A 26,437-nucleotide genomic window follows, 5' to 3' on the forward strand; every position below is an offset into this window, starting at 1 on the left:
ACTATTTCGCGGCTCGTCGTGCCGCGGAACAGACCCCACAATCGCAGCTCCGTTACAGCTCTGCGATTCCCTCAAATTCCGTTGTTCTCGCCTGCCGGTGCGGTTCTCCTCCCGCCCGGATGACTAGAGCTGGAGCCCTTATTCTCCGTAGGGTATCCAGATATTCTTCACATCCACAGCGCGGCGAAGGTATAGCGCGCCCTCGGCAGCGGCTCGGTCCATCCAGTCCGTCGCCTTGCCATTGTCCACGAAGGTTCGCTTGAGATTGCCCGAAGACAGCTTCTCCACCGTCGTCGACAATTCCGCGGAGCCGAAGGCCCACAACGCATCAACGTCGTTGTGGGCGGCAAGGATCTTTGCCAGTTCCATCGCCGACCCGGTGACGATATTGACGACACCGGCAGGCACATCCGACGTTTCCAGAACGGAATAGAAATCCGTCGCCGAAAGCGGGAAGGGCTCGCTCGGCACCGCGACGACACGATTGCCGGTGGCAATCAACGGCGCAACCAGACTGATAAAGCCGAGCAGCGGCGCTTCCGGCGGGCAAATGACGCCTACGACGCCGATGGCTTCCGGCATGGCCAGGGCAACGCCGCGAAGCGGCGGCTGGTGAATGCCGCCTTCATATTTGTCCGCCCAGGCTGCGTAGGTGAAGAGGCGCGAAATCGCGGCGTCGACCTCGGCATTTGCATTGGCTGCGGACGCTCCGGTCATCGCTGTTATCCGCGAGGCGAACTCATCGGCGCGACCATTGAGGTTTTCGGCGATGTAATAGAGGATCTGAGCGCGGTTATGCGTGGTGGCATTCGACCAGGCGGAGGCGGCCTGTGCGGCAACCACGGCATTGCGGATGTCCTTGCGGTTGCCCTCGCCGACCTCTCCGACCGCCTTGCCTTTGGGGGAGGCGATGACACGGGAATAATTGCCGTCCGGGCGCGCCTGCTTGCCGCCGATGAAGAGCTTTGCCGTCCGGTCGATGGTTGGCAGGGCAAAATCGCCGGCAACCGGCTTCACTTGCGAAAGTGCGGGCATTGCTGCGCGCGCCTTGCGACCGACCCAAGCCTTCGGCTTCAGATATTCGTAGCAACCTTCCCGTCCGCCTTCACGGCCGAACCCGGACTCGCGCTTGCCACCAAAACCGACGGCGGCGTCAAAAAGATTGGTGGCATTCACCCAGACCACGCCGGCTGCGAGCTTTGCCGCAACGTTCAGCGCCAAGCCGATCGTCTCACTCCAGACACTGGCGGCGAGGCCGTAGCGGGTATGATTGGCAAGCTGGACGGCTTCTTCCGGTGTGCGGAAAGTCATGGAGACCGCAACCGGCCCGAAGATTTCCTCGGTCGCGACGATCGATGTCGGCTGCACGCCGCTGAGAAGCGTCGGCGGGTAGAAGCTGCCGCCTTTCGGCAGGTCGATCTTCGCCTGATGCAGCGTCGCGCCTTCTGAAACTCCCTTTTTCACCAGGGTTTCGATACGCGTCAATTGCACGGGTGCGATGATCGCACCCATATCGATGCACTTGTCCAAAGGCTGACCGACCCGCAATGTCTGCATGCGGCGCTTCAGCCGCTCATGGAAAAGATCGGCAATGCCTTCCTGGACCAGAAGCCGCGAACCCGCGCAGCAAACCTGCCCCTGGTTGAACCAGATCGCGTCGACCACGCCTTCCACGGCGCCGTCGATATCGGCGTCGTCAAAAACGACGAAAGGTGACTTGCCGCCGAGTTCCAGCGTCAATGATTTGCCGCTGCCTGCGGTACGCTCGCGAATAACGCGCCCGACTTCGGTCGATCCGGTAAAGGCAATTTTGTCGATATCCTCATGCCCGACGAGCAGCGCGCCGGTTTCGCCTTCTCCCGTCACGATATTGAGCACGCCCGGCGGAAGGCCCGCCGCAGATGCCAGTTCGGCAAAGAGAAGCGCCGTCAGCGACGTGAATTCGGCAGGTTTCAGGATGACGGTATTGCCGAGCGCCAAAGCCGGCGCCACTTTCCAGGCCAGCATAAGGAACGGGAAATTCCAGGGGATAATCTGGCCGACGACGCCCACCGGCACATGGTCGGCGAATTCCGTGTCCTGGATTTGCGCCCATCCGGCGTGATGATAGAAATGACGGGCTGCCAGCGGCACGTCGAGATCGCGGGTTTCGCGGATCGGCTTGCCGTTGTCGATGGCCTCGACCACAGCAATCAGACGTGCATGGCGCTGGATCATCCGGGCAAGTGCATAGAGATGGCGCGCCCGCGCGTGGCCCGGCAATCGCGCCCATGACGCCTGCGCCTTGCGGGCCGCAGCAACCGCGTTGTCCACATCCGCCGCACCGCCGTTGGCGAGCTTCGCCAGGACCTTGCCGGTGGCTGGCTCGAACGTGTCGAAACTCTTGCCCGATACCGAGGGCACGAACGCGCCATTGATGAAGTGACCGAAACCGGAAGCGTGGCGCGCCAGCCAGTCGCGCGCTTCGATATCGGATTCAGGGGCAGGGCCATAGGACATTTCGTCGAAATACTTGGCAACAGTCATCTGGATCATCCAATCGGGTGTCTGTTGAGGGCCGAATAGGCACCGGTGACATGATGCTCCAGCTGCCGTTCGATATCAGCAAGCAAGCTCGATGCACCGATGCGGAAGAGATCGGGCTCCAGCCATTCTCGCCCCAGTTCATCCTTCATCAGGAACTGGTAGTTTAACACGTCCTTCGCCGCGGAAATGCCACCGGCCGGCTTGTAGCCGATCTTGATGCCGGTGCGCTCGTAATAGGCGCGGATCGCCCGCAGCATGGTCAATGTCACGGCCAGCGTCGCATTGACGCCTTCCTTGCCGGTCGAGGTCTTGATGAAATCGGCGCCTGCCATCATGCAGACCAGCGAGGCCCTGGCGACATTGCGCAACGTCTTCAGGTCGCCGGTCGCCAGAATGGCCTTGACATGCGCATCACCGCAGGCGGCGCGGTATTCTTTCATTTCCTCGTAGAGTGCCGTCCAGTTGCCGGTCAGCACATGCTCGCGGGTGATGACGATGTCGATTTCCTTGGCGCCATCGGCAACCGATGCCTCGATTTCCTTGACCTTGAGGTGGTGCGGGCTGAGGCCGGCGGGGAAACCGGTCGAAACCGCTGCGACCGGAATGCCGGAATCGCCGAGCGCCTCGACGGCTGTTGCAACAAAACGATGGTAGACGCAGATGGCGCCGGTCGTGATCGAACGGCCGCTCATGCCAAGCGAATCGAGAAGGTCGGCGCGTACCGGATTCATCGCCTTCGCGCACAACCGCTTGACGCGCTCGGGGGTATCGTCGCCGTTCAACGTCGTCAGATCGATGCAGGTAACCGCCTTCAGGAGCCAAGCCGCCTGTGCGTCTTTTTTGACAGTCCGGCGTCCGGGAAGCGAGGCTATGCGGCGCTCGGTGGCAGACAGGTTGACCCTTGCATCGAGAACCCAAGAGAGATCGAGTTCCATGCCGGCATTGCGCGGCCGGTTATGGGTGCGCTCCGGCGATTGCGAGGGGGCGTTTGCCGCATTGTGAACAGCAACGGTTTCCAAACAGAATCCTCCCGGGCAGAGTGTGAAGATCCTGTTGCTCTCTGTGCAGATGCACGCAGCGAAAGACGGTCTTCACAATCAACGAAAATGTTAGTTTTTTTTCATTGTTTGTGAGAGTTGCATCACCTGGCTGTCGCGTCAAGTTAGATTTCGACAGGCGCAGAAAAAATGCGGATTTGTCAGTCGAAATCGCTCATGCCGTTTTCGGTAATGACCGCATCGAACGCCTTCATCTCGCTGAAAAAGGCTGGCTTCAGCTTGCCGATCTTGCTGCTGTCGGCGAGAAGAATATTCTTCCGTGCGCGGGACATCGCCTTTTTCTTGATCTCCGCTTCGTGGAAATGCGCGCATGTCGCGCCACGCCGGGCATCGATACCGGCTGCAGAAAGGAACGCCACGTTGATCACCAGCGAATCGAGCATTTCCAGCCCCGAGGCACCGGAAAAGCTTGCCGATGCGGGGTGATAGAGACCGCCGAGCATAACAAGGCGAACGTTGGGTTTTCGCGTCAGACGATCGGCGACGTTCAGCGCGTAACAGATCGCCGTTATATGAATCTTGTCTGGGAGAAGATCGACCAGATAGGGCAAGGTGGTGCCGCAATCGAAAAAAACGGTATCGTCATCGTGAATGTAATCAATGGCTTGTGTGCAGATCTGTCGTTTTGCCGCGGCATGGCTGTCGGCTGCCCTGGAAATTTCATAGGCATCGTTCTCCGCTTCGACAGCCGGAACGATATGGCCGCCCAGGAACGCGAACTGGCCTGCATTGGCGCTGACATCACGCCGAACCGTCATTTCCGAGACGCCCAGGATCTCGGCAGCATTCTTGATGTGCAGAATGCGATGTTGTGAAAGGGCCTCGGATAAGACTGCGATGCGCCGGCCCCTGCGACTATCCATATCGCGCGTCTCCCTTATCGTTTACACTGGAATAGTGTTCTGACGAAAATTTAACAAGGACTGCCATTCTCGAGTCTCGTTCGGCCGTGGACCTGCGATTCGGCATTTGCGCCGAGACACAGTTTCTGCACCAGCCGGTTGCGCCCGACATGGCATATCGCTTCAATTTTATAGGGAACCTCCTCAATTTGAAATGAGAATTTGTGATTGATCTTCCATTTTTTGATGGAATAGTCACAAAACTGTATAAATGGCGCCGACTTGGCCGCGGGAGCGGGTCCCGGCCGGCAGGGCGGGCCTCCGGTCGGGCGGACGCCCGACCGGAGGCATCATCCTCGCGACTGCTTAGGAACATTTCCTGGCTGCGCGCTACTTGCCGGCTTGTCTTGCCGCCTTTTCGATCGCATCGGCGACCTTTTCCGCTTGGGAGGCGAAGACGGCGTGGCTGGCCTTGATTTCGGTCACTTCGCCGCCGGCGCGTTTTGCCATGTCACGCTCCAGATCGGGGTTGATGGAGCGATCCTCGGTGGCGACGATCGACCAGCTTTTTTTTGTTCGCCATGCCGGCTGGGTGATCTTGGCCGAGAAAGCCTGCTTCGAGGCGAAGACCTGCGACCTTGCCATGAAATCGGTTTCGGCTTGCGGAAGGTCTGCTGCGAAAGCCGCAGCGAAGGCGCCGGGATCGAGATAGAGATATTTGCCGTCCTTCGTTTCCTTGATATCCATGCTGCCGGCGGGCTTCGAGCTGGCGAGGCTGAGCAGGCTTTCGCCCTTGTCGGGCTGGAAGGCGGCGACATAGACGAGCCCGGCGACATTGGGATCATTGCCCGCTTCGGTGATAACCATGCCGCCATAGCTGTGGCCGATGAGTAGGCTTGGTCCTTGCTGCAAGTCGAGAACGCGCTTGGTCGCCGCCACATCGTCCTCGAGCGAGGTGATGGGCTGCTGGACGATGGTGACGTTGAAGCCGCGTTTTTCGAGAATGTCGGTCGCCCTACGCCATCCCGAGCCGTCGGCCAGCGCGCCGTGGACGATCACGATGTTTTTCACCTCGGCAGCCTCTGCCGCGAATGCGATGACGGTGGTGGCAAATGCAAGCGCTGCGGTGAACATAAGACGTCTATTCATGACTATTACTCCTGTGGGTCAATGTTAAGGGTCGGGATATTGATGCGTCCCGGGTTCAGCCGAATGTGAAAGCGTAGGCTTGCACCCCGGGATCGAGGAAGCTGATTTCGAAATTGCGGGCGACGACCGGGCCGGACTGGCGGACAAGCTGGTAAAGCCTGGTCGCGGTCACCGTGCCGTTGCCGTCGGCATCGATGTCTGCACCGTGGTCAGGCCCCGGCGCCTTGCCGTCGATCTTCACCTGGAAGCGGATCGGCTTGCCACCGGCGCCAGGCCCGAGAACGAGATGCAGATCGCGGGCGCTGAAGCGATAAGTGATGCCGCCGCCCGGCTGATCAAGGGTCACCTGACCCGGGCCGACGATCCAGGCTCCGGAGAGGCCCCATTCGTTGAGGCCCGGTTCGCCGATCGTATAATTTTGCGCCAGGTCGGCCTGCAGCCCTTCCGGAGAGGCGAAGTTCGCCGCCTGTTCGTAGCCGAGATAGGTCTCGCCGGAGCGGATATTGCGGAGATCAGGGCTTGCTTCCACGCCCTTGGCATCCGGCGCGACCGGCGCGCTTGCCGTCGTCTGGCCGCCAGCCTCACGCAACAAGTCCTGAATGGCCTTTTCGGTCCTGTCGTAATTGCCTTCGCCGAAATGGTGGTAACGGATCTGGCCCTTGGCATCGATCAGATAGGCGGCAGGCCAGTAGCTGTTCTGGAAGGCGCGCCAGATTTTGTAATCATTGTCGATCGCAACGGGATAGCCGATCTTGAAATCGTCGATTGCGCTTTTGACGTTGTCGATCTTCTTCTCGAAGGCAAATTCCGGGGCGTGGACGCCGATCACCACGAGGCCCTGGTCCGCATATTTTTCCGCCCAGGCCCTGACATAGGGGATGGTGCGAATGCAGTTGATGCAGGAATAGGTCCAGAAGTCGACGAGAACCACTTTGCCCCGCAACTGCTCTGATGTCAGCGGCTTCGAGTTCAGCCATTCGACCGCGCCGTCGAGCGAAGGCGCGTCACCTTCGACGGGCAGATCGCTGCGGAAGGGCTTCTTCGTGTCGGCGGCGGCGATCACCATGTCTTTGCTCGCCAGCTCGGAGGATGCGCCACTCAGCGGCCTTGCATGCAGCCTGTTGAGCACGGCTTGTTCCAGCGATGCGGTGCTGGCGTAGGAGAGCCGGGCGAGCAGGCTGGTATCGAGGCCGAGCGCGATGACGGCGACACCCGCCAGCACGGCAGCGCCGAGCCCTTGACGAATCCGGTCGCCGAGGCCGAGAGAGCGCTTCATGGCGGTGAATATCCTGCCGCCGACCAGCAGGGCGACGGCAAGGGACGTCGCAGCACCGGCGGCATAGGCGATCAGCAGGAATGTCGTCTGCAGATTGGCGCCCTGCAAGGCCGCCCCCGTCAGAACGAGGCCGAGGATCGGTCCGGCGCAGGGGGCCCAGAGCAGACCGGTGGCGATGCCGAGAATGAGCGCGCTCTTTGCCGTCGGGGCGGCGCGTCCGCCGCCGCTGGCATTTAGCAGGTTGTTTCCAAGGTCGACGACCGGCCGGGCAAGCGTGCTTGCGAAGCGTGGTGAAAGCAGGCTCAGGCCAAAGAGCCCAAGCAGGACGATGGCGGCAAGGCGGCCATATTCATTGGCGCGAATGGCCCAGCTGCCGCCGACTGCGGCAAGCGTGGCGACCAGCGCGAAAGTGGCGGCCATGCCCGCCAGCATGGGCAGTGTGCTCCTGACGAAGGGCTGTCCCGCACGGGCAAAGACGAAGGGGAGGATGGGGAGGATGCAGGGGCTGAGGATCGTCAGCGCGCCTCCGAGATAGGCTATGATCAGAAGTGTCATCATCGTTTCCTTTGAAACCGATTGATCGGGCTCTGGACGGCGATGGGGCCCGAACCAGCAACGGCGGGGATATGGCCGGGCGGACGTATCCTCGATGTGTCCGGTTTCGCGGGGAAATGTACCGAACTATTGCGGTCGCGGCGGGCGATACAAAGCGATACAAACTGCCGCCCAGCGGTGGGCTGTGACGAAAGCGCCGGGGCCGGCGCGAGGCTTTGCTCGGTCGGCGCGATTGTATCAGAATGTATCCCGGCGGCCGAAATCTACATCCGCATGCAAAACCGACGGCTTGCGACATATGAGGGATACAAGCGCAACCTCATTTCAGCACCGTGATCCATTCGACAGGAGAGACCGATGTCAGAGCAAATCAATCATCACCGCCGCCGCTTCTTCGGCATGACGGCCGTCGCCCTTGCGGCGGTCGAGTTCGGCGTGGCCGGCAAGGCCGCCGCTCAATCAGCGCCCGCCGCATCCGTGCCTGACGTCAAGGTGGGAACCCACACGTCCTTCGAAGCGCTGAAGCAGGTGAAAGCCGGCGTGCTCGATATCGGTTATGCCGAGGCGGGGAAGGCGGACGGTCCTGTCGTGCTTCTGCTGCATGGCTGGCCCTATGACATCTATAGTTTCGTCGATGTCGCACCGCTGCTTGCCTCGGCAGGCTACAGGGTGATCGTGCCCTATCTGCGCGGTTACGGCACGACCCGCTTCCTGGACGACCAGACGCCGCGCAACGGCCAGCCGTCAGCACTCGCCGCCGATATGATCGCGCTACTCGATACGCTCGATATCGAGAAGGCGGTCATTGCCGGCTATGACTGGGGCGGGCGGACCGCCAACATCATGGCGGCGCTCTGGCCGGAGCGTTGCAAGGCGATGGTCTCGGTGAGCGGCTACCTGATCGGCAGCCAGGAGGCCAACAAGAAGCCGCTGCCGCCGAAGGCCGAACTTGCCTGGTGGTATCAGTTCTATTTCGCCACCGAACGCGGCCGTCTGGGTTACGAGAGCAACACCCATGATTTCGCAAAGCTTATCTGGCAGACGGCTTCGCCGAAGTGGAACTTCGACGATGCGACATTCGGCAGATCGGCCGCCGCCTTCGACAACCCCGACCACGTCGCCATCGTCATTCACAATTATCGCTGGCGCCTGGGGCTTGTCGAAGGCGAGGCCAAGTACGATGCCTATGAACAGACGCTTGCGGGAGCGCCTGTCATTTCGGTGCCGACGATCACCATGGAGGGCGATGCAAACGGTGCACCGCATCCGGAGCCTTCCGCCTATGCCGGAAAGTTCTCCGGCAGATACGAGCATCGCACGATCGGCGGCGGCATCGGCCATAACCTGCCTCAGGAGGCGCCGCAGGCCTTCGCGCAGGCGGTCATAGACGTCGATCGCTTCTAAGCCGACGGTGTCGTGCCGCAGGGCCTCGTTGCTCCGGCCGGCGGAATATGCGTAGGTCGCGTCAACCGCTTCGATATCTAGGCGGCGGGCGCGGCCGCCTTTACGGGTGAGGAACCGGGAAATATGGATCATGTCGATCACATCCTGATTGTCGATGACGATCGCGAAATCCGCGAGCTGGTCTCGGGCTATCTGCAGAAGAACGGTCTCAGGACGAGCGTTGCCGCCGACGGGCGCCAGATGCGCAGTTTTATCGAGGCCAATGCCGTCGACCTGATCGTGCTCGATGTTATGATGCCGGGCGACGATGGGCTGGTGCTGTGCCGCGAACTGCGTGCCGGCCGGCACAAGGCGATCCCGATCCTGATGCTGACGGCCCGCACCGACGAGATGGACCGGATCCTCGGCCTGGAGATGGGCGCCGACGACTATCTTGCCAAACCGTTTGCAGCGCGCGAGCTGCTCGCCCGCATCAAGGCGGTGCTGCGGCGGACGCGCATGCTGCCGCCCAATCTGCAGATCAGCGAGGCCGGACAGTTGCTGACCTTCGGCGACTGGCGGCTCGATACGGTCGCCCGGCATCTTCTCGACAAGGAGGGGACCGCGATTGCGCTCAGCGGCGCCGAATACCGTCTGCTTCGCGTCTTCATCGACCATCCGCAGCGGGTGCTCAATCGCGACCAGCTTCTGAGTCTGACACAGGGCCGCGACGCCGATCTTTTCGATCGCTCGATCGATCTCCTGGTCAGCCGACTGCGTCAGCGGCTGGGCGACGACGCACGCGAGCCGACCTATATCAAGACGGTGCGCAGCGAAGGTTATGTGTTTTCAGTTCCGGTCGAAATCTCGGAGCTGCGCCAATGAAGTCGGTGGTCCCTTTGCGCCCGGGTTTGGCCTGGCCGAGCACGTTGCGCTCGCGGATATTTCTGATCCTGCTGATTGGCTTGGCTGTGGCCTACGGGCTGTCCTTCAGCGTTCTTTATATGGAGCGCTATATGTCGGCAAAGGCCGTGATGCTCGGCACGCTGGAAAACGACGTTGCAACGTCGATTGCCGTTCTCGACCGACTTCCGCCAGGCGAACGTGGCGATCTGCTGGACCGGCTGAGCCGTGGCAACTACCGTTTCGTGTTGGGACCCGGCCTTGCCGGCGTGCCTGACACGTCAAGCAAGGGCGCCGAGATATCAGGCAAGATCGAGGAGGCGATCGGGCACCGCTTTCCAATCCGTATCGAACGGATTCCTGGCGATGTGAACCGGTTGCAGGCGCATCTGACGCTCAGCGACGGAAGCCCGTTGACGATCGACGTCACGCCGAAGGGGGTCATGCCGATCGCCGCGTGGCTGCCCTATGTCTTCGTCATCCAGATGGCACTGCTCATTCTTTGTACCTGGTTTGCGGTTCGTCAGGCGATCCGGCCGCTCGGCGCGCTTGCCGCCGCCGCCGATGCCCTCGACCCGAACAGGGATGGTCCGGCCTTGAGCGAGGCGGGGCCGAGCGAGGTCGCGCATGCGGCAAGGGCGTTCAACGCGATGCGGGAGAGGATTGCCCATTACCTCGAAGAGCGCGTCCAGATCCTGGCGGCAATCTCGCATGACCTGCAGACGCCGATCACCCGCATGCGGCTGCGCGCCGACATGGCGGAGGATTCGCCGGAGAAAGACAAGCTGGTGCATGATCTCGGCGAGATCCAGCGTCTCGTCCAGGACGGGATTGCCTATGCGCGCAGCGCGCATGGCGACGGCGAGAAGAACGCCCGCATTGATCTCGCCTCGTTCATCGACAGCATAGCCTATGATTACCAGGATACCGGAAAGGCCGTCACCGTCGTCGGGCTGGTTCACGGCGCCGCCTTCACCAAGCCGCATGCGCTTCGCCGAATCCTGTCGAACTTCATCGACAATGCGCTGAAGTTCGCCGGCGCTGCCGAGATCAGCGTCGAGCGCAGCGCCGAGAACGATATCGTCATCACAGTCATGGATCGCGGGCCGGGAATTCCGGACGATCTGCTGGAAGCCGCCATGCAGCCTTTCTTCCGGTTGGAACAATCCCGCAACCGGGAGACCGGCGGCACCGGTCTCGGACTTGCGATCGCCCAGCAGCTGACGGCCAAGATCGGCGGGTCGCTCCGGCTCTACAATCGCGCCGACGGCGGACTGTCGGCGGAAGTCACCATCCATTGACATCGGCAGCCGCCGCAAAATTTCGCGATGTTTGTATGGAAAGATGTCCTCGATATCGGATGCTACGTTTTGTGACATTTCAGGCGATTTCGGAAACATGGCGGATATATCCGTCGGTCAAAACACACTCCGTCAACCCGGCCGCGCAGCGCGGCCAGTCGCCTGAAGCGACGCAACACAAGGAGTGTTCCATGACAAAGATCGACAAGGTTCTCTATACCGGCAAGACCCATACGACGGGCGGGCGCGACGGCGCTTCGCACAGCGACGACGGCCAGCTGGATATCAAGCTTTCGCCTCCGGGCAGCAACCGGGCCGGCACCAATCCCGAACAGCTTTTCGCCGCCGGCTGGTCTGCCTGCTTCATCGGCGCGATCGGCTTTGCCGCGGCCAATCAAAAGGTCAGGCTCCCCGCCGATCTCGCCGTCGACACCGAGGTCGATTTGGGAACGGCCGATGGCGGCTATTTCCTGCAGGCCCGTCTCAAGGTCAGCCTGCCGGGGATCGAAGCGGATGTGGCAAGAGCGCTCATTGAAGAAGCGCACCAGACCTGCCCTTACTCGAAGGCCACGCGCGGCAATATCCATGTCGAATTGAGCGTTGCCTGACGAATGCATTGCCCGCCGAAGGCCATTGGCCGCGGCGGGCAAAGGACAGCAGCCGAAAGCTAACAGGACGAGGCCGACCGGGCCTCGTCGTTGGAGGATCTGATGAGATTGATGATCATCTGCATTCTGGGAGCGGCGGTCTTCGTCGCGCCCTGCATCTACGACGTAAGCTCGCAGGAGCCTTCGCCGCTTGCGGGCCTCGTGACGGCAGCATCCGCAGCGTCGTCTTCCGGGGCGCCGCGGCCGTTCCAACCCCTCTTTTAGGTCACTAGGGAGAAGACCCGTGAAGCTCTATCAGAATGAAATTTCCTCGGCGACGTCGAGAGTCCGTATCGCGCTCGCCCTCAAGGGATTGACGGCGGAAACACTGCCGGTGACCATCCTCGGCGAAAATGCCGAGAGCCGGCAGGCCGGATATCGCAGCGTCAATCCGCAAGGGCTGGTCCCGGCCTTGCTGACGGATGGCGGCGTCCTCATCACCCAGTCGCTGGCGATCGTCGAATATCTCGACGAGATTCAGCCCGAACCGGCGCTGCTGCCTGGAACGGCGGAGGACAGGGCGCTGGCGCGGTCGATCGCGCTTGCGATCGCCGCCGAGATCCATGCGCTGCTGCCGCCGCGGATCGGCCTGCATCTCGGCAAGACCTTCCAGGCGGATGCCGATGCCGTTGCCGCCTGGAATCGTCATTGGGTCGGCGAGGGAATGGCCGCGATCGAGACGATGATCGCCGGCCGCAGGCAGGGGGCTTTCGCCGTTGGGGATCAGCCGTGTGTTGCCGATATCTTCCTTTTTCCTCAGGCGATCAGCGCCCGGCGTATGGGCTTCGATCTCGCCCAATGGCCAAATATCGCGGAGATTGTCGCTCGGCTGGAAGCGATACCGGCCTTCCAGGAGAACGCGCCGGCACCGAGACGATGATGCGATCGACGAAGAAGCGGCCGCAAATGACTGCGGTCGCTCCTTTTCCATTGTTGGCGGCCCTCAGCGATTGACCCTTGCCTGCAGATGCGCGGGATAACGATCGCCTTCCACCTTGATGGTGGCGAGCGCGTTTTCGATGCTGCCAAGATCCTCGGCCGTCAGTTCGATCTCGGCGGCCTGAATGTTCTCCTCGAGGCGATGCAGCTTGGTGGTGCCGGGGATCGGCACGATCCAGGGTTTTTGTGCCAGCAACCATGCCAGGGCGACCTGGGCGGCGGTTGCCTTCTTGTGGGCGGCGATGTCCGCGAGCAGATCGACGAGTGCCTGGTTGGCCTTGCGCGCTTCCTGGGAAAAGCGCGGCACGATGTTGCGGAAGTCCTTGCTGTCGAAGGTCGTCGTTTCGCTGATCGCGCCGGTGAGGAAGCCCTTGCCGAGCGGGCTGAAGGGCACGAAACCGATGCCGAGCTCTTCGAGCACCGGCAGGATTTCCTGCTCGGGTTCGCGCCACCACAGCGAATATTCACTCTGCAGTGCCGCCACCGGCTGGATCGCATGGGCGCGACGGATCGTCTGGGCGCCTGCTTCCGAGAGGCCGAAATGCCTGACCTTGCCCTCGGCGATCAGCGCCTTGACCGTGCCGGCCACATCTTCGATCGGGACATCGGGGTCGACACGATGCTGATAGAAGAGGTCGATGACATCGGTCTTCAAACGCTTCAGCGCCTGGTCAGCAACCGCGCGGATCTGTTCCGGCCGGCTGTTCATGCCGCTCTGGCCGCCATTGGCATCGAAGTTGAAACCGAATTTCGTGGCGATCACCACTTCGCTGCGGAAAGGCGCCAGGGCCTCTCCCAGAAGCTCTTCGTTCTTATAGGGGCCATAGGCCTCGGCCGTGTCGAAGAAGGTCACGCCGCGTTCGAACGCGCGGCGGATCAGCGCGATCGCCTCCGGAATTGCTGTCGCCGGGCCATACCCATAACTCAGCCCCATGCAGCCGAGACCGATGGCCGAGACTTGAAGCCCGCTCTTTCCGAGTTCACGTTTCTGCATTGCCGTTTCCTTTTCTAACCCTGGTACTGCGTGTCGGTGACATGCTCCATCCAGTCGACGACCTTGCCGTCGAGCTGTTCCTGGATGGCGATATGGGTCATCGCCGTGGTCGGCGATGCGCCGTGCCAATGACGTTCACCCGGGGCGAAGCTGACGACGTCGCCGGCGCGGATCTCCTCGATGGGGCCACCTTCGCGCTGCACACGACCGCAGCCCGATGTGATGATCAGCGTCTGGCCGAGCGGATGGGTGTGCCAAGCGGTGTGGGCGCCGGGCTCGAAGGTGACGCTGGCGCCAGCCGCGCGTGCCGGGCTGGTCACGGCAAACAGCGGGTCGACACGCACATTGCCGGTGAACCAGTCGGCCGGTCCCTTGGCCGAAGGCTGCGAACCGCTTCGCTTTATATCCATCCTTGTCTTCCTTTCGATGTCGGGCTTTCGATGTCGGGTGGACGTGTCCACTCGCGTAACAAGGTATTTAGGGCGTGCGCCTGGTTGCGATTAGATGGTATAAACGGCAAGAACCCATGAGGATTTTTCATAAATGTCACGCCCTGCCGTCAACGATCTCATCGCTTTCCTCGCCGTTGCGCGTGCACAGAGCTTCACCAAGGCGGCGGGCAAGCTGGGTGTGTCGCAGTCGGCGCTCAGCCACACCATCCGCGGGCTTGAGGAGCGGCTTGGATTGCGATTGCTGACACGTACGACACGCAGCGTCTCACCGACGGAGGCTGGTGAACGGCTGCTCGTCTCCATCGGACCGCGGCTCGATGAGATCGAGAGCGAACTGGCTGCCTTGAGCGCGTTCCGGGAGAAGCCGGCGGGCACCATCCGCATCAATGCCGGCGAGCACGCGGCCGATGCCGTCCTTTGGCCCGCCCTGGAAAAGCTGCTGCCCGATTATCCCGATATCAATGTGGAAATCATCGTCGACTACGGCCTCACCGACATCGTCGCGGAGCGTTACGATGCCGGGGTGCGGCTCGGAGAGCAGGTGGCGAAGGACATGATCGCGGTGCGCATCGGCCCAGACATGCGCATGGCCGTGGTCGGCACTCCCGCCTATTTCACCACCAGGCCGAAGCCGCTGACGCCGCAGGATCTTACGGATCACAATTGCATCAATCTGCGTCTGCCGACCTATGGCGGCGTCTATGCATGGGAGTTCGAGAAGGACGGGCGCGAGCTCAGGGTTCGCGTCGAGGGCCAGCTGGTTTTCAACAATATAGCCCTGCGGCTGAGCGCCGTGCTGGCCGGTCTCGGGCTGGCCTACATGCCGGAGAACCTGGTCGAGGGGCATCTTGCCGATGGACGGCTGGTGCGGGTCCTCGAGGACTGGTGCCTGCCGTTTTCCGGCTACCATCTCTACTACCCAAGCCGTCGGCACACGTCACCGGCATTCGCCCTCGTCGTCGATGCGCTTCGCTATCGAGGATAGAGGCCCATCATTCGAGCTGCGCGAACCGGCAGATATCCGAGCCATGGAGACGTTCAATCGATCGGCTCTTGCCCGAAGCGAAGTCATGCCTTCAGCGATTTGACATTCCATCACTCGCCACTAATTCACACTTGATATCGAAGGAAACAGTGAATGAATACTGCGGCACCTGCCACGAAAGCCCGGACCGGTGTGTCCGGTTTGGACACAGTTCTGGCGGGCGGCCTTTCCACGGGCCACGTGTTTCTCCTGGAGGGAAATCCAGGGGCGGGCAAAACGACCATCGCGCTGCAGTTTCTGATCGAAGGTGCGCGGCTCGGCGAGCAGGGGCTCTACATCACCCTTTCAGAAACCGAGAGCGAACTCCGGGCCGGCGCCGCATCGCATGGCATGGTGATCGACGGCAATATCGAGGTCTTCGAGGTCGTGCCTCCGGAAAGCCTGTTGGATGCCGACCAGCAGCAGAGCCTGCTTTATTCATCGGACCTAGAACTTGGAGAGACGACAAAGGAAATCTTTGCCGCTTTCGAGAAGATCAAGCCACGTCGCGTGGTTCTCGACAGCCTGTCGGAGATAAGGCTGCTCGCGCAAAGCTCGCTGCGCTACCGCCGGCAGATCCTCGCGCTCAAACACTATTTTGCCCGACAGGGGGCGACAGTCCTTCTGCTCGACGATCTGACGTCCGACGTGCTCGACAAGACGGTGCACAGCGTCGTGCACGGTGTCATCCATCTTGAGGAACTGGCGCCGAACTATGGCTCCGAACGCCGACGTCTGAGGGTCATGAAATACCGCGGGCAGGCCTTCCGCGGCGGCTATCATGATTTCATCATCCAGACCGGTGGCGTGATCGTGTTTCCGCGTCTCGTCGCTGCCGAACACAGGTCCAGCTATGTCCGCGATCAGATTTCCTGTGATATTGCGGAGCTGGATCTTCTTCTCGGCGGCGGCCTCGAGCGGGGTTCCAGTACCCTGATCCTCGGTCCTGCCGGCACAGGCAAGAGCACCTTCTCGTTTCAATTCCTGATGGCGGCGGTGGCGCGCGGCGAGAAAGTGGCGGCCTTCATTTTCGACGAAGAGCTAGGCCTGCTCTTCACGCGGCTGAAAGCGCTCGGAATGGATCTCGAAGCCATGAGGGATGCGGGTCTTATCCACATCGAACAGCTCGATGCCGCCGAACTGTCGCCCGGCGAATTTGCTGATCGCGTGCGCAAGTGCGTCGACAAGTCGGATGCGAAAACCGTCATCATCGACAGTATCAACGGTTATCAGGCTTCGATGCCGGATGAGAATTCGCTGATCCTTCATATGCATGAGCTGCTGCAATATCTGAACAGGCAAGGCGCCAATACCTTCCTGACCGTTGCGCAGCACGGGCTGGTTGGCGACATGAAGGCTCCCGTCGACGTCACCTATCTCGCCGATACCGTCATTCTGCTGCGCTATTTCGAGGCTGCGGGTAAGGTGCGTCGGGCGGTCTCCGTGATCAAGAAGAGGACCGGCTTTCACGAGGATACCATCCGTGAGTACCGCATCGACGCTTCCGGCTTGAGATTCGGCGATCCTCTCACCGGGTTCCAGGGCGTGCTTCGCGGCGTTCCCGAATTTATCGCGCCCTTGGCGCCGCTCCTGTCGACCAATGGCGGGGATAGCGGCAATTCCTAATTCCAGCAAACCGAAAGCATTGATCTACGCCCCCGCCGGTCGCGATGCCTGGGTGGCGAGATCGCTGGTCGATGAGGCCGGATTGACATCGATTGCCGCCGCCGACCTGTCTATGTTCGCGTCATCGCTCAGCGATGACATCGCGCTTGGCGTGCTGACGGAAGAGGCCGTTCGCTCGAGCGATCTCAAGCCGATCGCCGCCTGGGTCTCGGCCCAGCCGAGCTGGTCAGACCTGCCGTTCATCGTACTCACCATACGTGGCGGCGGGCCTGAACGAAATCCGGCCGCTGCCAGGCTTTCCGAGGTTCTGGGCAACGTCACCTTCCTGGAAAGGCCGTTCCATGCGACCTCCTTCATCAGCGTTGCCCGGACCGCGTTGAAGGGGCGCCTGCGCCAATATGAAGCGCGCGCCCGGCTTGAGGCTCTCAGCGAAGGAGAACGACGGTTGCAGACGGCGCTCGCCGCCGGTCGTCTCGGGGCCTGGGAGCTGGAGCTGTCCTCGATGGCCTTGTTCGCCTCGGCGACCTGCAAAGCGGTCTTCGGTCGAGCGCCGGATGATGAGGTTACGCGTGACGATCTGATTGCGAGCATCCACCCCGACGACCGGGACATTGTGCTGGCACGCCTGCGCCGTACGATTGATACCGGACTCGACTATTCGATCGAGCACAGAACGATCTGGCCGGATGGATCACTGCATTGGACCGAGGTCCATGCGCAGCTCTACACCGACAGATATGGTTCCGCCAGAAAGCTCGTCGGGGTCTGCTCCGATACCACCGCCCGCAAGACCATCGAGGAAAATCTGCGACGGCTCAATGAAAACCTCGAGGAGCGCGTGAGGGAACGGACCAGGGAGGTCAACGCCGCCCACCAAACCCTGCTCGAGGAAGTCGCCCAGCGTGAAAGAGCCGAGGAGCAGCTTCGCCAGTCGCAGAAGATGGAAGCGATCGGTCAGCTGACCGGCGGCGTCGCCCACGACTTCAACAACCTGCTGATGGTCGTTCTCGGAAATCTGGAGCTGCTCGGCAAGCACGCGGCCGGAGATGCCAAAGCGACGCGTCTGATCGACGGGGCGCTTCAGGGTGCGCGGCGCGGGGCGGCGCTGACACAGCGGCTGCTGGCTTTTGCCAGGCAGCAGGATCTGCAGGTCAAGCCCGTCGATCTGGCCGAGCTGGTCTCCGGCATGAAAGACCTGTTGCGGCGCTCGGTCGGATCCTCGATCAGCATCGAAACCATGCTGCCGACGACCCTGCCGCCGGCGCTGGTCGATGCGAACCAGCTCGAATTGGCGCTGCTCAACCTTGCGGTCAACGCCCGTGATGCGATGCCGGATGGGGGGACGCTGTCTATTTCGCTGCGCCAGGAACAGGTTGGCGGCAATAACGGCGATCTCGGCGAGGGGACCTATCTGGTGTTGGCGGTGGCCGACAGCGGCACCGGCATGGACACGGAGACGCTGAAGAAGGCGGTCGATCCGTTTTTCTCGACCAAGGAGATCGGAAAGGGCACGGGCCTCGGCTTATCAATGATCCACGGGCTTGCGGTCCAGCTCAATGGCGCACTTCTTCTGACAAGCGAGCTTGGGGTGGGAACAACAGCCGAATTGTGGCTCCCGGCCACCGAACGACGCCCCGAGCGGCCGGCCGAGGCCGAGCTGCCCGTGGCGCAAGCCGCATCCAGACTGAAGATCCTTCTGGTCGATGACGATGCCTTGATTGCGATGAGTTCGGTCGACATGCTTGAAGATCTCGGCCATGAGGTCATCGAAGCAAATTCAGGCTTGCAGGCGCTGGAGTTGATCAGCAGCGGTCAGCATTTCGACTTGATCATCACCGACTATTCGATGCCTGGTATGACCGGCGCACAGCTCGCTCAGGCCGCGCGGGACATTCATCCGGCGGTGCCGATCGTCCTGGCGACAGGTTACGCCGATCTTCCCGCGGGCACCGATATCGATCTTCCGAGATTGGGAAAGCCCTACAATCAGGCTCAACTTGCCAAGGAAATCGCCAAGGCGATGGCAGGCGAAACGGCTCCGACGCTCAGATCCGGCAGTGACGCAGCTGTCTTAGAGCCTCGCCTGTCCAAGGCCGACGATGTCAGCGATGAAATCGGCGATGGCGCCTGTGTCGTCTAGATCGAAGACCGGCAGGTTCGCATCCGTGACGGCGTGATCGGCGGCGATGGCGCAGATATGGGGATCGCTCGGCGCCAGCGGTTCACGATTGGCGGCCTCCAGGCGGCGGGCCTCGATCTTCGGGATCGGCTCGCGCTTGTAGCCTTCGATCAGCACCAGATCGCAGGGCGCGAGGCGGGCGAGGATTTCCTCGAACTCGGGTTCGGGGGCGCCGCGCAGCTCGTGCATGATGGCGTAGCGGGTGCCGGAGACGATGGTGACTTCATGGGCGCCGGCCTGGCGATGGCGATAACTGTCGGCTCCGACCTTGTCGATGTCGAAATCGTGATGGGCGTGCTTGATCGTCGAGATCCTGTAGCCGCGGCGGGTGAACTCCATCACCAGCCGGACCGCGAGCCCCGTCTTGCCTGAATTCTTCCAGCCGGCGATGCCGAAGATTTTCGGTGCGGTCATGCGTGAAGGGCCTCCAGCCAGCGTTCCGCCTCGACGAGATCGTCAGGCGTATTGATGTTGAAGAAGGGATCGAGCAGGCTGGCGCGGGTCGGATGCAGCGGGAACGCCACTTCCGTAACGTCATGCCGCAACAGGAAGTCGCGCACGCGGCGCTTCTCGTCGGTGGCGATCCAGGCTTCGAGATCAGCGGCCAGCGTCACCGGCCAGAGGCCGAAGACGGGATGGCTGCGGCCCTCGGAGGCGGCAATGGCGATCTGCGACGGGCGTTCGATCGCTGCCGCCAGCCGGGCGACGAGATCGGCCGGGAAGAACGGGCAATCCACCGAGACGGTGACGACATGGCTGATCGAGGGAAGGCCGGCGGCATAGACCATGGCCGCATGGATGCCGGCCATCGGCCCGGCCTTGCCGGGAAAACGGTCGGAAACGACAGGCACATCCTCGGCGGCGGCATCGGCGTTGACGGCAACGAGCAAGGTCTGTTGCGAGAGGCGGGTCAGCGCATGGCGGAGCAGGCTCTCGGTCCCGAGCATCACGCCCGCCTTGTCGCGGCCCATGCGCTGCGAGCGGCCGCCGGCCAGCACGACGCCTGCTATGTCGGATCTGTCCAGCGAGAATTCAGCCATCATCCTTCCTCAGCCATCATTTGTCTCAGCCATCATTTGTCTCAGACTGGCGCGCGCGGGGCGGATTCCTGCGCGATCGGCGATACGCGGCGCTTGGCCTCACGATAGAACGTATAGAGGCCGGAGGCGATGACGATCGCAGCGCCGATAAGCGTCCAGCTATCAGGCACTTCGGCGAAGAAGAAGACGCCGAGCAGGGAGGAGAAGATCAGGCTGGTATAGCGGAACGGCGCCACGAAGGAGATTTCGCCGGTGCGCATGGCAAGGATGACCGACTGGTAGCCGACGAGCACCAGCACCGAGGCGAGCGCCAGATGCCCGAGCGCGGTGGCGCTGACCGGTTGCCAGCCGCCGAGCACCGGGATCAGCAGCGCGCCGAAGAAGGAGGCAGACATGGCGGTGATGACGGTTATCATCAGCGAGGGAATTTCCGGGCTGATGCTCCGGGTGGCGAGATCGCGGCCGGCCGTCGTCAGCACCGCAGCGACGCAGAGGACGGCGGCGGGGGTGAATCCATCGGGGCCGGGACGGATGATGATCATCACGCCAATGAGGCCGACGAGGATCGCCGACCAGCGCCGCCAGCCGACCGGCTCGCCGAAGAAGAGCGCCGCACCGAAGGTGACGACCAAAGGCAGCGACTGCAGGATCGCCGAGGCATTGGCGATCGGCATCATGCCGAGCGCGGTGATATAGGTCACGGCGGAGAGCGTCTCGCAGATGATCCTGAAGATGATCATCGGCTGCAGCATGATGCGCCAGGAGCGCAGCGCGCCCATTTTCCAGGCAATCAGATAGACGAGCAGGCTGGTGAAGAGGCCGCGCAGAAACATGATCTCGCCGGCGTTCATATAGGCGATCACCGATTTGGACAGAGCGTCGCTTGCAGAAAAGCCGGCCATCGCCATGGTCATATAGATGGCGCCCTCAGTATTGCGTGACCGCGGCATGAAGAGATTCCCGTTACCTGTGCGCCCCTTTTAGTCGCGAAGATGCATCAAGGGAATCGGATGAATGTCACACCAGGCATAAATCGATGATGCGGTGCACAATGGCGCTGATGTCAACGCAGGCGTGTGGGCGGAAGTCCCGGCAAATCCGCGTTTTTTAAGTTGAATTCCGATATTTCCGACGCCGCAATCAAGGCGTCGATGGGGAATGCCATCGCGCCTGCCGGTTCGCCTCATTGGCGTTTTTCTCTTCCTGCGCGGGAAACGGGTGGCTGTATCGCCTGATGTTTGAGCATCTCGGTTATCGCAACAATCCAGGAGAAACCGATATGACACTTCTCAACGACAAGATCGCCATCATCACCGGCGCAAGCTCCGGCATCGGCCGCGCGGCGGCGAAACTCTTTGCGCGGGAAGGCGCCAAGCTCGTGGTCACCGGCCGCCGACAGGACGCGCTTGATGCCGTCATCACCGAAATCGAGGCGAAGGGCGGACAGGCGGTCGCCATATCGGGCGATGTCAGGGACGAGGCGCTGCAGGCACGGCTCGTCGAGACGGCAGTCTCGCGTTTCGGCCGGCTCGACATCGCCTTCAACAATGCCGGCATCCTCGGCGAGATGGGACCGGTCGCCGGGCTATCGCTGGAGGGCTGGCGCGAGACGATCGAGACCAATCTGACGGCAGCCTTCCTCGGCGCCAAGCACCAGTCGGCGGCGATGGGAAAAAGCGGCGGATCGCTGATCTTCACCTCGACTTTCGTCGGCCACACCGTCGGCATGCCCGGCATGGCCGCTTATGCGGCGAGCAAGGCGGGACTGATCGGCTTCGTGCAGGTGCTCGCCGCCGAACTCGGCAGGCAGAAGATCCGCGTCAACGCCCTGCTGCCCGGCGGCACTGACACACCCGCCAGCATCACCAACGCACCGGACGCGACACCCGAGGTGCTCGCCTTCGTGGAGGGGCTGCATGCGCTGAAACGCATGGCGCAGCCCGAAGAGATCGCCAAAGCCGCGCTGTTCCTCGCCTCCGACATGTCGAGCTTCGTGACCGGCACGGCGATGCTAGCGGATGGCGGGGTGTCGATCAGCCGGACATAGGTGGGGCGAGGGGCGGGGATCGGCAGTGTATGAGGTCGAGCCACCCGCCCTCGAAGGACGGGGCTGGCCGCCATGGCACCGTCGCCTCCGAGAGGGCTCAGGACATGATCAAACCACCGTCGACATTGATCGTCTGGCCGGTGATGTAGGCGGCGTCGTCGCTGGCGAGGAAGGTGACCAGGCCGGCGACGTCTTCTCCGGAGCCGGCCCGCTTCATCGGGATGCCCTCGACCCATTCCTTCATCAGCTCGCCGGGGGCGTAGTTGCCGAGCAGCTTACCCCAGGCCTGGTCGTTATAGGCCCACATATCGGTTTCGATGATGCCGGGGCAGAAGGCGTTGACGGTGATCTTCTCGGGCGCGACTTCCTTGGCCAGGCTCTGGGTGATGCCGACGACGCCCATTTTCGAGGCTGCATAATGCGGGGTATAGATGAAGCCGTCGCGGGCCTGGCCGGAGGCGGTGTTGATGATGCGGCCGCCGCGCTTGTGCTTGCGCATTCTTGATATCGCCTCCTGGGCGCAGAGGAAGACGCCCTTGGTGTTGACCGCCATCACCTTGTCCCACTCGTTTTCGGTCAGATCCTCGACGCGGGCAATGGTGATGACGCCGGCATTTTGAATTGAAATGTCGACCGTATCGAAGGCGTGTTCGGCGGCGTCATAGAGAGCCTTCACGCTCGCCTTGTCCGTGACATCGCCCACGAAAGAGATCGCCTTGCCGCCTTCGGCTATGATCTGCTCGGCGACTCCATGCACCGAATCTTCGTTTGCGGAGATGACGAGGTTGGCGCCTTCTTTCGCAAACCGCTTGGCGATCGCCGCTCCGATGCCGCGGCTACCCCCGGTAATGACGACAGTCTTTTGCTCAAAGCGTTTCATGCTCTTTCCTTCCCGGTATCCTGACATAAACAGCAAATCTGGGCGCGTTCTACCCTGCGATCATTATTGAAACTCAAGCGGCCGCCCCAGAGAATTTCGGCGAATTCAGGTGGTCTTGAGCGGCGATGGCGACGCCCAAGCCCTCCGCCCGTGCAATCGGCGTGAAGGGCGGGCAGACGACGATATTGCACGCCGTCATGCCCGTTGGTCCCCTCAGCGCCTCGATCTCAGCCAGGGAGGAAGCGAGACCGTTCATTTTCCAGCGGCGGCATTGCGCTTCTCATCGCATCACCAGCAGCAGAAACCGCCGTCGACGAGAAGATCGACGCCGGTCACGTAGCTGGCTGCATTCGACAGCAGGAACACCGCCGGACCCACCATCTCGTCGACCGTGGCCATACGCTGCATCGGCGTCTGCTCTTCAAAGAGCTTGGTCTGATGAACCATCTCGGGACGGGTATTCATGGGCGTTGCCGTGTATCCGGGGGAGATGGTGTTGACGCGGATGCCGCGGTCGACCCATTCCATCGCCATAGACTTCGACATATGGATCACGCCCGCCTTGGAGCCGTTATAATGCGCTTGGCTCAGCCCCCGGTTTACGATCACACCGGACATGGAAGCGATGTTGACGATGGAGCCGCGTCCATTCTTCAGCATGGCGCGGGCCTCCGCCTGGCAGGAAAGGAATACGCCTTTCAGGTTGATATCCATCAACGTCTGATACTGGTCCTCCTCCATCTCTTCCGCCGCGTTGGCGTTAGCAATGCCCGCAGCGTTGACTGCAAGCGTCAATGCGCCGAGATCTGCTTCGGTATGTGCGACTGCCTCTCCAAGGGACGATTTGCTCGTGACGTCAGCCGCGATCTGGATCGAACGGCGGCCGGCGGCGCGAATATATTCGGCCGTCCTGGCCAGTCCATCGTCGGTTCGACGGTCGAGCAGCGCCACGTCGGCGCCGCATTGCGCAAGGCCGATGGCAATGCGCTGCCCAATGCCGCTCCCGGCTCCGGTAACGATGGCAACCTGGCCGCTGAGATCGAAAAGCTTCGGGGCGTTCAGAGTGATGTCGGACACCGCTCTTCCTTTCTCTGTCTGTTTTGTTTTCACGCAATTCCTGACGCAAAACCGCTGCACACTTTTGCTAGAATTGCTTTAGATGGTGGCTAGCTCCATGACCGAAACGTCATTCGCCTCGTCACGATTGAGAATGCCTGCCTGTTTGCCTTGGGCAAGCACGAGAATGCGATTGGACACTCCGAGAACCTCCTCGAGGTCCGAGCTTACGACGATGACCGCCACGCCCCGTTTGGCAAGATTGACGATGATGTCGTAGATGCCCGCTCGGGCGCCGACGTCGATGCCTCTCGTCGGTTCGTCGAGTACGACGACCTTCGGATCGCGCATCAGCCATTTCGCGATGACGACCTTCTGCTGGTTGCCGCCGGACAGGTCCGAGGCATATTGCTCAGCACGGCCTTTTACGCCGAACTTGGTGACTGCCTTCTCCGCAAACGAGCGCTTGACGTGCGGCGTAATCCAACGCCCGCCCAGCTTGTCGAGATTGGCGTAGATAATGTTCTCGCTGATCCGGTGCCCTACAACGAGACCTTGCTCCTTGCGGTCTTCCGGGACCATCACGATGCCCTTGGCGATCGCGTCCGCCGGATCGCGCAGCCTGAGTTCTTCGCCTTCCAGCTTGATCGAACCCGCACTGATTGGGTCCGCGCCCGAAATGGCACGGACAAGTTCCGTGCGGCCGGCGCCGACCAATCCGGCGATCCCGAGAATTTCCCCGGCCCGCACTTCGAAGGTAACGTCACGGAACGAATTATCAGGCGAGCTCAGCCCGGACACCTGGAGTACCGGACGGTCTGTCGGAACCGGCAGGGTAGGGAACAAGCGGTCAAGCGGGCGTCCGACCATGCTCTCGACAATCGTTCGCACCGGGGTCGCGCTATCGGAGAATTCCTGCACGCGCTCGCCATCGCGAAGGACGACGATCCGGTCGGTTATTTTTTTGATCTCTTCCATGCGGTGGGAAATGTAGACAATGCCGACGCCCTCTGACCGAAGCTTTCTAACCTGTTCGAAGAGAGCCTCCGTCTCCGCGCCACCAAGGGCCGCGGTCGGTTCGTCCAGGATCAGGAGCTTTGCATTGAGAGCCAAGGCCTTGGCGATTTCGATGAGTTGTTGATTTGCAGTGGAAAGGCCGGCGACCTTCCGCGTTGCGGGTATGTGAAGGTTCAGGCGGGCGAGCTGCTCCTGGGCGCGGCGAACCATTTGGCCGCGGTCGACGACGCCGTTCTTCATCGGCCAGCGTCCGATGAAGACGTTTTCCGCGATCGACAGCTGCGGCAGCAGCTGCAGCTCCTGATGGATCAGGACAACGCCCTTGTCGATCGCTTCCCTCGGGGAGGCTGGGGCATAAGGCTGCCCCAGCCATGTCATTGATCCTTCGGACGGTGTGCGGGACCCGGCGATGATGCCGGATAGTGTCGACTTGCCCGCTCCGTTTTCACCGAGAAGTGCAACCACTTCACCGGGATAGACGTCCAAACTGACATTCTTCAGAACCTGCAGCGGCCCATACCACTTGGATATGCCCCTCAGGGAAAGAACTGGATCAGTCATGGCACACCTCCTCAAGACCTCGACTTCATTACGGATGGTTGGCAATGAAGCCGGCGACGTTTTCCTTGGTCGTCAGCGTGGCATCCAGGAGCTGGACCGGCGGCACCTTCTCTCCGGCGACAAGCTTGGCGGCGTTTTCAACCGCATCGCGGCCCATCTTCTGCGTCTGCTGGGTCGCAGTGACGTTGAAGACGCCCTTGCTGAGGGCTTCGAGAGCTGCAGTGTCGCCATCAAAGCCGCCAACCACGATCTTCTGGGACGGATTGGCGACCTTGATCGCCTGCGCGGCGCCAAGGGCGAGACCGTCGGCCTGGGCGAACACGATCGAAACGTCCGGATTGGCCTGCAGCATGTTCTGCATGATCTGGAAGCCTTCGTCCTGGCTCCAGATGTTCGAGAACTGCTCGGCGACAACCTTGACATCGGGGTATGCCTTGAGAGATTCAGCGCAGCCCTTCGAACGATCGACTTCCGGCGTCGTGCCCTTCTGGCCGTGGATGATGACCATCTTGCCCTTGCCGCCGGCTTCCTTCAGGATGTAGTCGCAGACCGCCTTGGCAGACGCGACGGAATCCGTTGCAAGGAAGGTGTCGCCGGGTGCTCCCTCGGCGTTGCGGTCAACGTTCACGACCGGAATGCCAGCGCTTTTCGCGAGTTTGACCGGAACGGTCGCAGCGGCCGCACCTGCCGGAATGTAGATCAGCGCGTCGATTTTCTGGGTCAGGAGATCCTGGATCTGATTGACCTGCGTCGGCCCGTCGCCCTTTGCGTCGACGGTGATGACTTCGATGCCGCGCTTCTTGGCTTCGGCTTCGACCGATTGCTTGATCTGGTTGAAGAAGTTTGCCTGAAGGTTGGCAACGGCCAGGCCGAGCTTCTTCAGTTCCGCCGCGTGTACGGGGCCGAGCGTGAGGCCGAGCAGTGCAGCAGACGCGAGCATGGTGCGCGCAATTTTCATTGTATTTCCTCCGTTGTTTGATGG

General features: G+C 61.6%; 25 protein-coding genes. 10 read left to right on the forward strand and 15 right to left on the reverse strand.

Annotation, left to right across the window (positions count from 1 at the left end):
• Window positions 1-138: 138 nt before the first annotated feature.
• The 5 genes from FHT75_RS23630 to FHT75_RS23650 form a co-directional block, all read right to left on the reverse strand.
• Complete coding sequence (locus FHT75_RS23630; protein WP_063475027.1) at window positions 139-2,526, reverse strand: aldehyde dehydrogenase family protein; 2,388 nt, start codon at window positions 2,524-2,526, stop codon at window positions 139-141.
• Between the two features lie 5 nt (window positions 2,527-2,531).
• Complete coding sequence (gene deoC / locus FHT75_RS23635; RefSeq protein WP_063475026.1) at window positions 2,532-3,545, reverse strand: deoxyribose-phosphate aldolase; 1,014 nt, start codon at window positions 3,543-3,545, stop codon at window positions 2,532-2,534.
• Window positions 3,546-3,724: 179 nt separating this feature from the next.
• Complete coding sequence (locus FHT75_RS23640) at window positions 3,725-4,447, reverse strand: DeoR family transcriptional regulator (RefSeq protein ID WP_028758701.1); 723 nt, start codon at window positions 4,445-4,447, stop codon at window positions 3,725-3,727.
• Window positions 4,448-4,816: 369 nt separating this feature from the next.
• Entirely contained in the window at window positions 4,817-5,575 is a 759-nt protein-coding gene (locus FHT75_RS23645; RefSeq protein WP_183845003.1) for an alpha/beta fold hydrolase, read from the reverse strand.
• Between the two features lie 55 nt (window positions 5,576-5,630).
• Entirely contained in the window at window positions 5,631-7,406 is a 1,776-nt protein-coding gene (locus FHT75_RS23650; RefSeq protein ID WP_063475024.1) for a cytochrome c biogenesis protein DipZ, read from the reverse strand.
• 357 nt (window positions 7,407-7,763) lie between these two features.
• Between FHT75_RS23650 and FHT75_RS23655 the strand changes: the two genes are divergently transcribed.
• From FHT75_RS23655 to maiA, 6 genes are all read left to right on the forward strand, one after another.
• Window positions 7,764-8,810, forward strand: coding sequence for an alpha/beta fold hydrolase (locus tag FHT75_RS23655; protein WP_063475023.1), 1,047 nt, complete (start codon window positions 7,764-7,766; stop codon window positions 8,808-8,810).
• A 123-nt stretch (window positions 8,811-8,933) separates the two neighbouring features.
• On the forward strand, window positions 8,934-9,674 hold the full coding sequence (locus tag FHT75_RS23660; protein ID WP_028758697.1) for a response regulator: 741 nt from the start codon (window positions 8,934-8,936) through the stop codon (window positions 9,672-9,674).
• On the forward strand, window positions 9,671-10,993 hold the full coding sequence (locus FHT75_RS23665) for an ATP-binding protein (RefSeq protein WP_097630993.1): 1,323 nt from the start codon (window positions 9,671-9,673) through the stop codon (window positions 10,991-10,993). Before FHT75_RS23660 ends, FHT75_RS23665 begins: the two co-directional genes overlap by 4 nt.
• A gap of 191 nt (window positions 10,994-11,184) precedes the next feature.
• On the forward strand, window positions 11,185-11,601 hold the full coding sequence (locus FHT75_RS23670; RefSeq protein WP_028758695.1) for an organic hydroperoxide resistance protein: 417 nt from the start codon (window positions 11,185-11,187) through the stop codon (window positions 11,599-11,601).
• A 102-nt stretch (window positions 11,602-11,703) separates the two neighbouring features.
• Window positions 11,704-11,865, forward strand: coding sequence for a hypothetical protein (locus tag FHT75_RS23675; protein ID WP_179869523.1), 162 nt, complete (start codon window positions 11,704-11,706; stop codon window positions 11,863-11,865).
• Window positions 11,866-11,884: 19 nt separating this feature from the next.
• Complete coding sequence (maiA, locus tag FHT75_RS23680; protein WP_097543675.1) at window positions 11,885-12,520, forward strand: maleylacetoacetate isomerase; 636 nt, start codon at window positions 11,885-11,887, stop codon at window positions 12,518-12,520.
• Window positions 12,521-12,583: 63 nt separating this feature from the next.
• On the opposite strand, the gene FHT75_RS23685 is transcribed toward maiA, so the two are convergent.
• Both FHT75_RS23685 and FHT75_RS23690 read right to left on the reverse strand, forming a co-directional pair.
• Window positions 12,584-13,573 carry an aldo/keto reductase gene (locus tag FHT75_RS23685; protein ID WP_097630992.1) on the reverse strand — a complete coding sequence of 330 codons (990 nt, stop codon included), beginning with the start codon at window positions 13,571-13,573 and terminating at the stop codon, window positions 12,584-12,586.
• Between the two features lie 14 nt (window positions 13,574-13,587).
• Window positions 13,588-13,983, reverse strand: coding sequence for a cupin domain-containing protein (locus FHT75_RS23690; RefSeq protein ID WP_097630991.1), 396 nt, complete (start codon window positions 13,981-13,983; stop codon window positions 13,588-13,590).
• 133 nt (window positions 13,984-14,116) lie between these two features.
• Here FHT75_RS23690 and FHT75_RS23695 point away from each other — a divergent pair, with 133 nt between their 5' ends.
• The 3 genes from FHT75_RS23695 to FHT75_RS23705 all read left to right on the forward strand — a co-directional run bounded on the left by FHT75_RS23695 (window position 14,117) and on the right by FHT75_RS23705 (window position 18,815).
• Window positions 14,117-15,010, forward strand: coding sequence for a LysR family transcriptional regulator (locus tag FHT75_RS23695; protein WP_028758691.1), 894 nt, complete (start codon window positions 14,117-14,119; stop codon window positions 15,008-15,010).
• A gap of 153 nt (window positions 15,011-15,163) precedes the next feature.
• Window positions 15,164-16,675 (forward strand): ATPase domain-containing protein, encoded by a 1,512-nt coding sequence (locus tag FHT75_RS23700; RefSeq protein WP_097630990.1) that lies wholly within the window; start codon window positions 15,164-15,166, stop codon window positions 16,673-16,675.
• Window positions 16,650-18,815, forward strand: coding sequence for a hybrid sensor histidine kinase/response regulator (locus FHT75_RS23705; RefSeq protein WP_097630989.1), 2,166 nt, complete (start codon window positions 16,650-16,652; stop codon window positions 18,813-18,815). Before FHT75_RS23700 ends, FHT75_RS23705 begins: the two co-directional genes overlap by 26 nt.
• Here FHT75_RS23705 and mobB read toward each other — a convergent pair.
• Genes mobB through FHT75_RS23720 form a run of 3 tightly spaced genes read right to left on the reverse strand, consistent with a single transcriptional unit; the run spans window position 18,747 to window position 20,844 of the window.
• Window positions 18,747-19,268 carry a molybdopterin-guanine dinucleotide biosynthesis protein B gene (gene mobB / locus FHT75_RS23710; RefSeq protein ID WP_063475018.1) on the reverse strand — a complete coding sequence of 174 codons (522 nt, stop codon included), beginning with the start codon at window positions 19,266-19,268 and terminating at the stop codon, window positions 18,747-18,749. The genes FHT75_RS23705 and mobB overlap by 69 nt on opposite strands.
• Window positions 19,265-19,894: a molybdenum cofactor guanylyltransferase MobA gene (mobA, locus tag FHT75_RS23715; protein WP_097594426.1), complete on the reverse strand. Its 630-nt coding sequence runs from the start codon at window positions 19,892-19,894 to the stop codon at window positions 19,265-19,267. The genes mobB and mobA overlap by 4 nt, the downstream gene beginning before the upstream one ends.
• Before the next feature lie 41 nt (window positions 19,895-19,935).
• On the reverse strand, window positions 19,936-20,844 hold the full coding sequence (locus tag FHT75_RS23720) for a DMT family transporter (RefSeq protein ID WP_097630988.1): 909 nt from the start codon (window positions 20,842-20,844) through the stop codon (window positions 19,936-19,938).
• A 329-nt stretch (window positions 20,845-21,173) separates the two neighbouring features.
• Here FHT75_RS23720 and FHT75_RS23725 point away from each other — a divergent pair, with 329 nt between their 5' ends.
• Window positions 21,174-21,941 (forward strand): SDR family oxidoreductase, encoded by a 768-nt coding sequence (locus FHT75_RS23725; RefSeq protein WP_047611616.1) that lies wholly within the window; start codon window positions 21,174-21,176, stop codon window positions 21,939-21,941.
• 97 nt (window positions 21,942-22,038) lie between these two features.
• Here FHT75_RS23725 and FHT75_RS23730 read toward each other — a convergent pair whose 3' ends face one another.
• The 5 genes from FHT75_RS23730 to FHT75_RS23750 form a co-directional block, all read right to left on the reverse strand.
• Window positions 22,039-22,821, reverse strand: coding sequence for an SDR family NAD(P)-dependent oxidoreductase (locus FHT75_RS23730; RefSeq protein WP_063475015.1), 783 nt, complete (start codon window positions 22,819-22,821; stop codon window positions 22,039-22,041).
• Window positions 22,822-22,894: 73 nt separating this feature from the next.
• A complete protein-coding gene (locus FHT75_RS23735; RefSeq protein ID WP_063475014.1) occupies window positions 22,895-23,077 on the reverse strand; it encodes a hypothetical protein in 183 nt (60 codons plus the stop codon).
• Between the two features lie 32 nt (window positions 23,078-23,109).
• Entirely contained in the window at window positions 23,110-23,898 is a 789-nt protein-coding gene (locus tag FHT75_RS23740) for an SDR family oxidoreductase (protein WP_183845004.1), read from the reverse strand.
• A 78-nt stretch (window positions 23,899-23,976) separates the two neighbouring features.
• Window positions 23,977-25,455 (reverse strand): sugar ABC transporter ATP-binding protein, encoded by a 1,479-nt coding sequence (locus FHT75_RS23745; protein WP_047610121.1) that lies wholly within the window; start codon window positions 25,453-25,455, stop codon window positions 23,977-23,979.
• A gap of 28 nt (window positions 25,456-25,483) precedes the next feature.
• Complete coding sequence (locus FHT75_RS23750; protein ID WP_003579719.1) at window positions 25,484-26,413, reverse strand: sugar ABC transporter substrate-binding protein; 930 nt, start codon at window positions 26,411-26,413, stop codon at window positions 25,484-25,486.
• Window positions 26,414-26,437: the final 24 nt, after the last annotated feature.

It is taken from the genome of Rhizobium sp. BK112 (assembly GCF_014193215.1).
Lineage (GTDB): Bacteria > Pseudomonadota > Alphaproteobacteria > Rhizobiales > Rhizobiaceae > Rhizobium > Rhizobium anhuiense.